The organism is Brevundimonas sp. (assembly GCF_016463485.1).
Classification (GTDB): domain Bacteria; phylum Pseudomonadota; class Alphaproteobacteria; order Caulobacterales; family Caulobacteraceae; genus Brevundimonas.
Genome location: NZ_JAEMRD010000115.1, coordinates 1 through 10,667, shown reverse-complemented (window position 1 = coordinate 10,667; position 10,667 = coordinate 1). Strand labels below are relative to the sequence as shown.

Genomic DNA, 10,667 nt, shown 5'->3' with positions numbered 1-10,667 from the left:
ACACCCCCGCCGCAACAAGATCGCAAGGCCTTGCGCCCTTCCCCGCGACGGGACGAAGGGCAGTATAGCGGGGGTGGATACCTGGGCGCGTTTGAGAGGCCGAGAAATCTGCAATCCGTTGTGGGGCAAGGGATTGGTTGGCTGAAGTTCGCAAGTTCGAGGCTTCGGACAAGCCGTCTCCTCCCCGTCGCGCAGCGATGGGGAGGTGGATCCGAGCTCTTGCGAGGAGACGGAGGGGGCGACTCGGTGACAGGAATGAGGGCTACCGGATGCACCTCGATCACTTCGAGAATCCCCACCGGACAGACCGTGTCGCCCCCTCCGTCACGGCGCTGAAGGAGCGCCGCGCCACCTCCCCATCGGCCAAGCGGCCGACGGGGAGGAGAGACGTGCATCGCCCTTCTAATCGGCGAAGGAACGACGAGTTTACTCAGACGGCCGCGTCTTCGTCGGCCTTTTCCTTGACCGCAGCGCCCGGGGTCGGGGTGATGTCGAAGGCGATCTTGCCGTCGACGAGAGCCACCTTGACATGGCCGCCGCGTGTCAGACGTCCGAACAGGATGTCGTCGGCCAAAGGCTTCTTGATGTTCTCCTGGATGACCCGGCCCAGGGGGCGCGCGCCGTACAGTTCGTCGAAGCCGTTCTTGGCCAGCCAGTCGGCGGCGTCGTCGGTCAGTTCGATGGTGATGTTGCGGTCCGCCAACTGGGCCTCCAGCTGCAGGATGAACTTGGTCACCACCTGGCGGATGACTTCCGGCTGAAGCGCCTTGAACGAGACCACGGCGTCGAGACGGTTGCGGAACTCCGGCGCGAACAGGCGCTGGATGGCCTTTTCGTCCTCGCCCTCGACCTTGCCGCGGCCGAAGCCGATCGAGGCCCGGGCGTTGTCGGCGGCCCCCGCATTGGTGGTCATGATCAGGACCACGTTGCGGAAATCGACCTTCTTGCCGACCGCGTCGGTCAGCATCCCGTTGTCCATGACCTGGAGCAGGATGTTGTAGACGTCCGGGTGGGCCTTCTCGATCTCGTCCAGCAGGACCACGGCGTGCGGATGCTGGTCGACGGCGTCGGTCAGAAGCCCGCCCTGGTCATGGCCGACATAGCCCGGAGGGGCGCCGATCAGGCGGCTGACCGTGTGCCGCTCCATATACTCCGACATGTCGAAGCGCAGCATCTCGATGCCCAGGGTCGAGGCCAGCTGCTTGGCCACCTCCGTCTTGCCGACGCCCGTGGGGCCGGCGAACAGGAAGGAGCCGATCGGCTTCTGCGGATCGCGCAGGCCGGCCCGGGCCAGCTTCATGGCCGAGGCCACCTGTTCGATCGCCGCGTCCTGGCCGAAGACGGCCCGGTTCAGGTCCTTCTCCAGTTCGCGCAGACCCTCGGTGTCGGACTTGGAGACCGACTTCGGCGGGATGCGCGCCATCTTGGCGACGACGGCCTCGACCTCCTTCTGGCCGATGACCTTCTTGCGCTTGGATTCCGGCAGCAGCATCTGCGACGCCCCCGCCTCGTCGATCACGTCGATCGCCTTGTCCGGCAGTTTGCGGTCGGTCATGTAGCGGGCCGACAGTTCCACCGCCGTGCGGATGGCGGCGTCCGTATAGCGCAGCTTGTGATGCCCCTCATAGGAGCTCTTCAGCCCTTTGAGGATCTTCACCGTGTCCTCGACCGTCGGCTCGTTGACGTCGATCTTCTGGAAGCGCCGCACCAGGGCGCGGTCCTTCTCGAAATGCTGGCGATACTCCTTATAGGTCGTCGACCCCATGCAGCGCAGGGTCCCCGACGCCAGGGCGGGTTTCAGCAGGTTGGACGCATCCATCGCTCCGCCACTGGTCGCGCCCGCGCCGATCACCGTGTGGATCTCGTCGATGAACAGGATGGCGTTCTCGTGGTTCTCGAGTTCCTTGACGACCTGCTTCAGCCGCTCCTCGAAGTCGCCGCGATAACGGGTGCCGGCCAGCAGAGCCCCCATGTCGAGGCTGTAGATGGTCGCGCCTTCCAGCACGGCCGGGACCTCGTGGTTGACGATCTTGCGGGCCAGGCCCTCGGCGATGGCGGTCTTGCCGACGCCGGGCTCGCCGACCAGCAGGGGGTTGTTCTTGGTGCGGCGGCACAGGATCTGTATGGCGCGTTCGACCTCTGCGTGACGACCGATCAGGGGATCGATCTTGCCCTTCTTCGACTTCTCGTTGAGGTCGACGCAATAGGCTTCCAGCGCCTCCCCCCCCTGTTTGACGGCGGCGGCGTCTTCGGCTTCCTCCGGGGACTGGGCCGAGCCCTTGGCGGGTTTGGCCTCGCCGGCGCCGGCCTTCTTGGCGATGCCGTGGGCGATGAAGTTGACCGCGTCGTACCGGGTCATGTCCTGCTCCTGCAGGAAGTAGGCGGCGTGGCTTTCCCGCTCGCTGAAAATCGCGACCAGGACGTTGGCGCCGGTCACCTCTTCACGACCCGAGGACTGGACGTGGATCACCGCGCGCTGGATCACGCGCTGGAAGCCGGCCGTCGGCTTGGCGTCCTCGCCGTCACTGGTGGCGAGGGCGGCCAGGTCGGTGTCGACATAGAGGGTCAGCGCCGTCTTCAGCGCGACCAGATCGACGTTGCAGGCCTTCATCACGCCTGAGGCGTCGGGATCGTCGATCAGGGCCAGAAGCAGGTGTTCGAGCGTCGCATATTCGTGGCGGCGTTCGTTGGCGTAGGAGACCGCGCGGTGCAGGGTCTCTTCGAGAGGACGTGAAAACGAGGGCATTGGGAGATCCTCTCAGTCTTTTTCCATAGTGCATTGCAGAGGGTGCTGGTGACGGCGCGCCGTCTCGACCACCTGGGCGACCTTGGTTTCAGCCACTTCGTAGGTGAAGACGCCGCACACACCGACGCCATGCTGATGCACATGCAGCATGATGCGGGTCGCGTCCTCGCGGCTCTTCTGGAAGAACCGCTCCAGCACATAGACGACGAATTCCATGGGCGTGTAGTCGTCGTTCAGGATGAGCACCCGATACAACGAGGGCTTCTGAAGCTTCGGCTTCGTTTCGGTGACGGTCGCAGAACCGAAGCCCTGCCCCTGTCCTTCACCTGGCCGTTTGGTAGGCATTCGTTGTCCATCATTTCGGGGAGTCGAAACGCTAGATAGGAAACATCCGTCGGATTTGTAGTCGCGTCCAGTCACGCGTTTCGTGATCGGACCGGATCAATGACAAAAGGGCCCGGCGCTTTCGCGCCGGGCCCCTTGCTACGCTACTGAGAGTGCAGGTCGCTTAGCGGGCGGCCTGGAACTTTTCGACCGAGGCGGTGACGCGGGCGTTGATCGGCTGGAAGCTGTCCTTGACCGAGGCGGTCAGGGTTTCCGTCATCTTGGTCATTTCGGCCATGTAGGTCTCCATCGCCGACTTGGTGTAGGAGGTCTGCAGCTCGATCAGCTCCTGAACCGAACGGGCCTTGGCGATCGTCTGGGCGGCGGCGACGCCGGTTTCCCAGCTGGTCTTGCCGTAGGACAGGGCCTGGGCCGACAGGGCCTCGGCGCCCTTCTGGGCAGCGGTGGCCGAGGCGGTCAGGGCTTCGAGGTTCTGCTTGGACTGGGCGCTCAGTTCACCGAAGGCGGCGGTGGACTTCTCGAGGCCTTCCTTGAGGGCTTGCGTACCGGCGGCCTGGACCTTTTCGGACTGGGCCTTGAACTGCTCGCCCGAAGCCTTGACGGCCTTGGCAGCGGTTTCGACGGTGGGCTTGATGGTTTCTGCGGCGTCGGCCATGAGCAAAATCTCCTGAAGTCGGTGAAGCGGGGTGGCCCGCGTGATTTTCTCGCGACCGGGGGACCGGTGCGACAGGCTCCATATGGTGCAACTGCGAACGCGCGTCAAGGGATTTTGTGCAGTGCAACATTTTCGAGACCCTCGCGTGACAGCGGCATGAGGGAAGCGCCGTTCAAATCTGCGTTGAGACTGTGTTAACCACCGCGAAACTCGACGCTTTCATGCTAGATGCGAAAGACGTCGCGCCGGGGGGCCGCACCACACCAGTGTCCTTCCGTCCATGGCGGCCGGTCCGAATCGCGAGGCCTGCGGGTTGATGATGACAGGGTATATTCGTCGTATCGGCGCGGCTCTGCTGGCGATCAGCCTGGCCGTGGCGCTTGGGGTGCCCTTCTTGTCGCCGGTCGTGGCGCAGTCGTCGGACAACGCCCGCTATGCCGCCATCGTGGTCGATGCGACGACCGGTGAGGTGCTGTTCGCGCGCCGCGCCGACGACCCGCGCTATCCGGCCTCTGTCACCAAGATGATGACCCTGTATCTGGTGTTCGAGGCCATCGAGGCCGGCAAGGTCAGCGTCGATGATATCGTGACCGTGTCCCCGCTGGCCGCATCGCAACCGCCATCCAAGCTGGGCCTCGCCGCCGGTCAGACCATCCGGCTGGACGACGCCATGCGGGCGACGACGGTACGATCGGCCAACGACATGGCCATGGTCCTGGCCGAGCATGTCGGCGGATCCCAGGCCCGGTTCGCGGCCATGGCGACGCTGAAGGCCCAGGCGCTGGGCATGACCCAGACGCGCTACGTCAACCCCAACGGCCTGCCCGACAGCCGCCAGATCACCTCGGCGCGCGACCTGGCCATCCTGTCGCGGGCGCTGATGCGGGATTACCCCCAGTATTACAGCTATTTCGGCCTTCACGACTGGAACTACCAGGGGCGTGAATACCGCAACACCAACGGCCTGCTGCTGGGCGGCAACGGTTATGACGGGATCAAGACCGGCTTCACCAATGCCTCGGGCTACAATCTGGCGGCCTCGGCGGTGCGGGACGGGCGGCGGATCATCACCATCGTGCTGGGCGGACGGTCGTCCGTTTCGCGTAACGCCCATGTCGCCGAGCTGATGAACACCGGCTTCGAGGTCGAGAGCCGACGGGCGCGGGGCGAGAACATCCAGGTCGCCCAGACCTTCTTCGAGCAGCGCGGCTTCGGGATCGGCAGCCCGGATTCGACCCCCGGCGGGGGCCCCGTCGCCTATGCCGCGATGGAGGGCGAGCGCGGACCGTCGTATCCGCCGACGAGCCCATACAGCGGCGCAGCCCCCTTTGCCGCCCAGCCCTACCGGCAGCAGGCCCAGGTGCAATCGCCGATCCATGTGGCGGGCAGCCCCCCCGCGTCCACCTTGGCCGGAGCTCGATCCTATGCGTCCGTGGTGGCAACTCCGCCACCAACGCCTGCGCCCACCGCGCCCGCCCGCACCGACAGCCGCCCGCCGGCCAACCTGACCGCCTCCCTCAACGGCGCGACGACGGCGGTCACCCGCAGCGCGCCGCCGCCCGCGCCGCGCCCCGCGCCTGCACCCGCCAATCGCTGGGCGGTCCAGGTCGGTGCCTTCCGCGAGGAGCGGGTGGCCCGTGACTGGCTGACCGAGGTCAATCGCCGCTTCCGGACCCAGTTCTTGACGGCCGAACGTTCGGTCCAGTCGGCGGCGGGCTGGTATCGCTCGCGCTTCACCAACCTGACCGAACAGGGTGCCCAGAACGCCTGCGAGGCCCTGGCCGCGCGTCGCGTGACCTGTGTGGTGGTGCGGCCGGGGGCGTAGTGGAGGTTCTTCCCCCGCTTGCGGGGGAAGTGTCACGTTCCTGAGCGAAGCGAAGGCAGCGACGATGGGGGGCGTCTCGGGAGTTTCTGAATGCCCCCATCGACCCTGGCCTCGCTGCGCTCGACGCCGGGGATGGTTTCCCCCGCTGCGCGGGAGGAGAAGACTGCTAGCGCCTCAGCAGCCTGTCACGCGCCGCATTGACCCGGGCCGCAAGGCCCTCGGTGCCGCCCTGATCCGGGTGGGCGCGGCCCATGAGGCGGCGCCAGGCGGTGTTGATCGCTTCGGGCGTGGCGTTCGGCGCGACACCCAGGATGGCGCGGGCCTCGGCCTCGGTCAGGGTCTGGCCCAGAGACGGTGCCTGTCGCGGAGATGCCGGGCGAATGCGAGAGCTGAAGATCAGGTAGGCCCCTGCCCCGGCCAGCCCCGCCGTCATCAGCCATGAGCCCCGCGATCCGGCCAGGACCGCCCCGGCCAGCATGACGGAACCCAGAACGGTGGCGGCGATGCGCCAGTGGCCCTTTCCCGGGGTTTCGCCCTGCCGCCCCAGCCGGACCAGCGCCCAGACGGCGATCGCCGCGAGGGCCAGCCCGATCAGCGCCATGGATCAGGCCGCCGCATCCAGAGCCGCCTGCCCCAGCGCGGCGCCGGCGTCGGCATCCTCGACGCCCATGGCCTGCATGAGGTTGCGCATCTCCTGGCGGGCCGCGACGTGGGCCAGCGACACGGCGACAGGACGAATGTCGGCGCTCAGGTCCGCCACGGTCAGGCCGAACGGGAAGAGTTCACGATAGATGACCCGGTCGCGCAGGCCCGGCCCGACGCGGAAGCCGACCCGTTTGGCCAGTTTCAGCATCTTTTCTTCCAGACGACGACGGTTGCGGGCCTCGGCGACGGCGAGGCGATTGGTGACCACCAGCCAGTCGATGGCGGCGTGGCGGCCCTCCTTGATGGCGCGCTGCTTGCGGGCTTCCCAGACGCTCTCGGAGTAGATCGAGGGCTTGAGCAGATCCAGCGTCACCGGATCGACCTGACCCAGCAGGTCGAAGTCGACGAAGCTGTCGTTCATGGGGGTCACGATCAGGTCGGCGCGGGCGTGGGCGGCGCTGGACAGGGCCGTGTCGCCGCCGGGGGTGTCGATGACGATGACGTCGCAGTCATGGACTTCAGCGTAGGCGGTCTCGAACCGGGCCAGCTGTTCGTCATTACCGGCCTTGGCCAGGGCCTTGCCGTCGCCGATGTCGGGCTCGACCGGCATGGGCAGAACGTGGCCGTTGGCGGCGGTCCAGGCGGCGCGGTTGGAGAAGAAATGGGCCATCGACCGCTGGCGCAGATCCAGATCGAGGATCGCGACCCGGTGCCCCGCATGGAGCATTCCGACGACGATATGGATGGCCAGGGTGGACTTGCCCGCCCCGCCCTTTTCGTTGCCGACGACGATGACCTGTGCCGCCATGAGTGCTGCGTCCCGTTTAATGAGGTGCGAGAATCAGGTCGCACATACAGACACGCAGAATCGGGCCACCGGCCGCGAAGGTCAACGAAAGGTTAAGAGAGGGCTGTGGATGGTCCCAAGCCCATCATCGGCCCGCTCGGAGCGCCGACGACCAAGCCTCCAATTTGCGGTTTAGGTGCGCCTCCAGCCGATCCTGGCAGAAGGCCTGGGCGAAGCAGACGGCAGTGATGCCGGCACCTAGAAGTGTCTGCACTATCCGCTTTATTAGATAGAAGGTGTAGCCGCCCGGATCGGCATGAAAATAGACCAGCCGGCGCACACTGCTCCCATGGACAATACCAGTCGTCAGCGCATCAGCCAGCCAGCCCAACGAGGTGAGTACGATAGCGGTGCCGACCAGCCCCGATAACAACCAGACCGGAGCCGGCACCCGTCGTCGCCTCACGTGCGGCGGGCGCACCACGGGTCCGTGACTTCCGCCGCGCGGCAGATGGCGGATGCGGCGTCGGCGGGGGCGGCAACCTTCAGACGGGTGAAGGGCCGACCGTTGACCTGGACCGCCTCGAAGACGGGGGTGAGGCCCTTCAAGGCGGTGCGGGCGGCACCGGACGACACGTCGGTCCAGGCGGCGCGGGCGGCCTCGGGGCTGGAATAGGCACCGAGCTGGATGGTCGTGCGGGCGGCGGCTGGGGCTGCGTCCCGAGCGATGGCGGGGCGCATCGGCGCGGCCCCGGCGATCCGGTCCGAGACCCGCTGGACGACGGCCTCGGCGACAGCGGGAGCGGCGGCTTCAACGGCGCGGGTGCTCGCCTGGGTGATCGCGCCGCGCAGACCGGCGTCACGGGCGTCCCACAGGTCGTGCGGGTCCATCACCTCGACCTTCAGCCGGCCGGCGCTCGTCGTCGGCGCCGGTGTTCCGGCCGAGGCGAAGGCGGGACGAAGCCCCTGCTCCCGCGCCGAGGCGGTCGGCGCATCGGTCGAGCCGTCGAGGCGGACCTCGGCGACTGAACGGGCCATGTTCTCGAAACGATTCGGGTCGCCCTCGACCATTCCGCACGAGGCGGTAGCCAGGGCCGATACGCAAACCAGGACTGGACGAAGCATTCTGCTGGACGTCATAAGCCGACCCTAGCCACGAGGGGTTGAGACCCCGTTCGCGAACAAGCTTAAGAGGCAGGGTTAAGGGCGTAACCATGGTCATCGAAACCCTGTCCCCCGGCGCGGATCTGCCGATCGCGCGCACGATCGCCGACCTGCGTGGCATCGTGAACGACTGGCGGCGTCAGGGCTTTTCCGTCGGCTTCGTGCCGACCATGGGGGCCCTGCACGAAGGGCATCTGGCGCTGGTGGCGGAAGCCCTGCGTCAGGCCGACCGCGTCGTGACCAGCGTGTTCGTCAACCCGACCCAGTTTGCGGCGCACGAGGATCTCGCGACGTATCCCCGGCGCGAGGCACGCGACGCCGAACTGCTGGCCGGGGCGGGGTGCCACCTGCTGTATGCGCCGTCGGTCGAGGAGATGTATCCGGCCGGCGCGGTGACCCGCATCACCGTCGGAGACACCGAGACCGGCGGGCCGTCCCAGACCTTGGAAGGCGCGGCACGGCCGCAGATGTTCGGCGGGGTCGCCCTGGTGGTCACCAAGCTGTTGAACCAGGTTCAGCCGGACGTCGCCGTTTTCGGCGAAAAGGACTGGCAGCAGCTGGCCGTGATCCGCCGGATGGCCGTGGACCTGGACATGCCGGTGCGGATCGTGGGCGTCCCCACGGCGCGGGACGGCCACGGGTTGGCTCTGTCGTCGCGCAACGCCTATCTGTCAGAGACGGAGCTGGAGGTCGCGCGGCGCCTCAACGGCATCCTGGCCGAGGCGGCGATCACCGCTGCCAGCGGGGCGTCGATCGCCGCCGTGGAAGCCGAGGCCGCCTCCGCCCTCCTGGCCCAAGGGTTCGCCCGGGTCGATTACGTGGCTATCCGACAGCCCGACCTGGCGTCCTTCGAGAACGACCGTGTGGACGGCCCCGGCCGCATCCTGGCCGCAGCCGTCCTGGGGACGACCCGGCTGATCGACAATATGGCGGTATAGTCGGCGGTCGCGTCCGACGTCGGTGGCGTTCAGAACACGAAGCGACGGTCAGATCGAAGTCGCTGACCCGTCGCTCCGCGCTCGGAAACCTGAATGGCCTTAGCGGCGACGGCCGCCTGCGCCCGCCAGAAGCAGACCCAGGCCCGCCACGATCGCCGTGGTCAGGAAGGGCTTGCGACGCGCGAAGTCGAGGCCGGCACGAACCGGTTCCTGCAGGTCCGTCGGGGCCTTGGCGGCAAAGCCGTCGAGCCGATCCAGGCCGCGACCATAGACGTCCAGATACTTGCCCTTCACTTCGTTCAGCTTGCCGTCGAGTTGAAGCTTGGAATCGCCCGTCAGACGGCCGAGGCCGTTCTGAAGCTTGCCGGTCAGGCCGGTGGCGGCGCCGTCGATGCGGTTGTCGGTCATGGATATCCCCATTGTGCAGTTGCGTGCCACCAAAGCGCACGCAGCGATCTGCGGTTCCGCCCTGCGACGCTGACAGCAGTGATTTTCTGCTAAGCTTGGACCGCGATCAAGGAGACGCCCATGTTGAGGTTCATCGTCCAGTTTCTGGTCACGGCCGCCGGCCTTTGGCTCGCCTCGGCCGTCGTGCCGGGCGTCGCCTTTACCGACACCCCCAGCCTGTTGCTCGCCGCCGTCCTGCTGGGGCTGGTCAACGCCGTGGTGCGGCCGATCCTGGTGGTCCTGACCTTCCCGATCACCGTGGTGACCCTGGGGCTGTTCCTGCTGGTCGTGAACGCCGCCACCATCGGCCTGGTCGCCATGCTGCTGGGCGGCTTCGTGGTCGATGGCCTGGGCGCCGGCATCGGCGCGGCCATCGTGACCGGGATCGTCAGCTGGATCGCCGGGGCCTTCATCGGCGACGGCAAGTCGAAGGACTGATGTCAGCCCCTGAACCCGGCGGCGTCGTTCTGACCGAACGTCAGAGGAAGTGGTTCGCCACCGTCCAGGCGAATTTCGAGAAGAACACCGGCAAGCCACTCGCCGCCTGGCTCGAGATCATGACGTCCTGCCCCGAGACGACCCCGCGCGCGCAGACCGCCTGGCTCAAGGCCGAACACGGCGTGCTCCAGAACCATGCCGCCCACATCCTCGACGCCATGAAACCGACCTCTGGAATGGGCTGGGACGAGCCGCAGATTCTACGTGCGGCGCTGTGGAAGGACCCGGCTTCCCTGGCCATCCTCGAAGCCGTCGAGTGCGTGGCAACCGACGTCGAGGGCGTCATCATCGGCCAGCGAAAGGGCTACACCGCGTTCAGCCGCACCGTGCAGTTCGCCGCCATGCGACCCCTGAAGAGTGGCCGGGCCTTGCTGGGCCTGAAGCTTGATCCGAACACATCGCCTCGCCTGACGCCGTCAGTCCGCAAGGAAAGCTGGTCCGAACGCCTGACGTCGATCGTCGAACTGGACAGCGCCGATCAGGTCGATGGGGAGGTCAACCGCCTGTTCAGCCTGGCGGCCGAACGCGGTCTGGCGTCGGGCTGAGGGCCACGACTGTCGGAAATGGTGCCGCCGGGGGGAATCGAACCCACGACCTCAGCCTTACCAAGGATGCGC

General features: G+C 66.9%; 12 protein-coding genes. 4 read left to right on the top strand and 8 right to left on the bottom strand.

From position 1 onward, the window contains the following. Nucleotides 1-430 precede the first annotated feature (430 nt). The 3 genes from clpA to phaP all read right to left on the bottom strand — a co-directional run bounded on the left by clpA (nucleotide 431) and on the right by phaP (nucleotide 3,746). A complete protein-coding gene (gene clpA, locus JHC99_RS14230; RefSeq protein WP_292155058.1) occupies nucleotides 431-2,746 on the bottom strand; it encodes an ATP-dependent Clp protease ATP-binding subunit ClpA in 2,316 nt (771 codons plus the stop codon). Between the two features lie 12 nt (nucleotides 2,747-2,758). After that, a complete protein-coding gene (gene clpS / locus JHC99_RS14225) occupies nucleotides 2,759-3,091 on the bottom strand; it encodes an ATP-dependent Clp protease adapter ClpS (RefSeq protein WP_271144931.1) in 333 nt (110 codons plus the stop codon). 163 nt (nucleotides 3,092-3,254) lie between these two features. Continuing rightward, nucleotides 3,255-3,746: a phasin family protein gene (phaP, locus tag JHC99_RS14220; protein ID WP_292155055.1), complete on the bottom strand. Its 492-nt coding sequence runs from the start codon at nucleotides 3,744-3,746 to the stop codon at nucleotides 3,255-3,257. 319 nt (nucleotides 3,747-4,065) lie between these two features. Here phaP and JHC99_RS14215 point away from each other — a divergent pair, with 319 nt between their 5' ends. Continuing rightward, complete coding sequence (locus JHC99_RS14215; protein ID WP_292155053.1) at nucleotides 4,066-5,571, top strand: D-alanyl-D-alanine carboxypeptidase; 1,506 nt, start codon at nucleotides 4,066-4,068, stop codon at nucleotides 5,569-5,571. Between the two features lie 166 nt (nucleotides 5,572-5,737). On the opposite strand, the gene JHC99_RS14210 is transcribed toward JHC99_RS14215, so the two are convergent. From JHC99_RS14210 to JHC99_RS14195, 4 genes are all read right to left on the bottom strand, one after another. Further along, nucleotides 5,738-6,172, bottom strand: a complete 435-nt coding sequence (locus tag JHC99_RS14210) for a molecular chaperone DnaJ (RefSeq protein WP_292155051.1) — start codon at nucleotides 6,170-6,172, stop codon at nucleotides 5,738-5,740. A gap of 3 nt (nucleotides 6,173-6,175) precedes the next feature. Further along, nucleotides 6,176-7,024, bottom strand: a complete 849-nt coding sequence (locus tag JHC99_RS14205; protein ID WP_292155050.1) for a division plane positioning ATPase MipZ — start codon at nucleotides 7,022-7,024, stop codon at nucleotides 6,176-6,178. A 124-nt stretch (nucleotides 7,025-7,148) separates the two neighbouring features. After that, on the bottom strand, nucleotides 7,149-7,454 hold the full coding sequence (locus JHC99_RS14200) for a hypothetical protein (protein ID WP_292155049.1): 306 nt from the start codon (nucleotides 7,452-7,454) through the stop codon (nucleotides 7,149-7,151). 11 nt (nucleotides 7,455-7,465) lie between these two features. Further along, entirely contained in the window at nucleotides 7,466-8,041 is a 576-nt protein-coding gene (locus JHC99_RS14195; protein ID WP_292155047.1) for an SPOR domain-containing protein, read from the bottom strand. A gap of 176 nt (nucleotides 8,042-8,217) precedes the next feature. Between JHC99_RS14195 and panC the strand changes: the two genes are divergently transcribed. Continuing rightward, nucleotides 8,218-9,105: a pantoate--beta-alanine ligase gene (gene panC / locus JHC99_RS14190; protein ID WP_292155046.1), complete on the top strand. Its 888-nt coding sequence runs from the start codon at nucleotides 8,218-8,220 to the stop codon at nucleotides 9,103-9,105. 99 nt (nucleotides 9,106-9,204) lie between these two features. On the opposite strand, the gene JHC99_RS14185 is transcribed toward panC, so the two are convergent. Beyond that, a complete protein-coding gene (locus JHC99_RS14185; protein WP_292155044.1) occupies nucleotides 9,205-9,513 on the bottom strand; it encodes a CsbD family protein in 309 nt (102 codons plus the stop codon). Between the two features lie 120 nt (nucleotides 9,514-9,633). Between JHC99_RS14185 and JHC99_RS14180 the strand changes: the two genes are divergently transcribed. Together JHC99_RS14180 and JHC99_RS14175 are read left to right on the top strand one after the other, a co-directional pair. Then, on the top strand, nucleotides 9,634-9,990 hold the full coding sequence (locus tag JHC99_RS14180; RefSeq protein WP_292155043.1) for a phage holin family protein: 357 nt from the start codon (nucleotides 9,634-9,636) through the stop codon (nucleotides 9,988-9,990). Next, the gene (locus JHC99_RS14175; RefSeq protein ID WP_292155042.1) at nucleotides 9,990-10,595 is read left to right on the top strand and encodes a DUF4287 domain-containing protein; all 606 of its coding nucleotides are present in this window, start codon (nucleotides 9,990-9,992) and stop codon (nucleotides 10,593-10,595) included. Before JHC99_RS14180 ends, JHC99_RS14175 begins: the two co-directional genes overlap by 1 nt. The last annotated feature ends 72 nt before the right edge of the window (nucleotides 10,596-10,667 follow it).

Bases quoted from the DNA above. Each gene is read 5' to 3' on its own strand.
- phaP (WP_292155055.1), bottom strand. From the start codon at position 3,746: ATGGCCGACGCCGCAGAAACCATCAAGCCCACCGTCGAAACCGCTGCC.
- panC (WP_292155046.1), top strand. From the start codon at position 8,218: ATGGTCATCGAAACCCTGTCCCCCGGCGCGGATCTGCCGATCGCGCGC.
- JHC99_RS14185 (WP_292155044.1), bottom strand. From the start codon at position 9,513: ATGACCGACAACCGCATCGACGGCGCCGCCACCGGCCTGACCGGCAAG.
- clpS (WP_271144931.1), bottom strand. From the start codon at position 3,091: ATGCCTACCAAACGGCCAGGTGAAGGACAGGGGCAGGGCTTCGGTTCT.
- JHC99_RS14180 (WP_292155043.1), top strand. From the start codon at position 9,634: ATGTTGAGGTTCATCGTCCAGTTTCTGGTCACGGCCGCCGGCCTTTGG.
- JHC99_RS14210 (WP_292155051.1), bottom strand. From the start codon at position 6,172: ATGGCGCTGATCGGGCTGGCCCTCGCGGCGATCGCCGTCTGGGCGCTG.
- JHC99_RS14215 (WP_292155053.1), top strand. From the start codon at position 4,066: ATGACAGGGTATATTCGTCGTATCGGCGCGGCTCTGCTGGCGATCAGC.
- JHC99_RS14195 (WP_292155047.1), bottom strand. From the start codon at position 8,041: ATGGCCCGTTCAGTCGCCGAGGTCCGCCTCGACGGCTCGACCGATGCG.
- JHC99_RS14175 (WP_292155042.1), top strand. From the start codon at position 9,990: ATGTCAGCCCCTGAACCCGGCGGCGTCGTTCTGACCGAACGTCAGAGG.
- clpA (WP_292155058.1), bottom strand. From the start codon at position 2,746: ATGCCCTCGTTTTCACGTCCTCTCGAAGAGACCCTGCACCGCGCGGTC.
- JHC99_RS14205 (WP_292155050.1), bottom strand. From the start codon at position 7,024: ATGGCGGCACAGGTCATCGTCGTCGGCAACGAAAAGGGCGGGGCGGGC.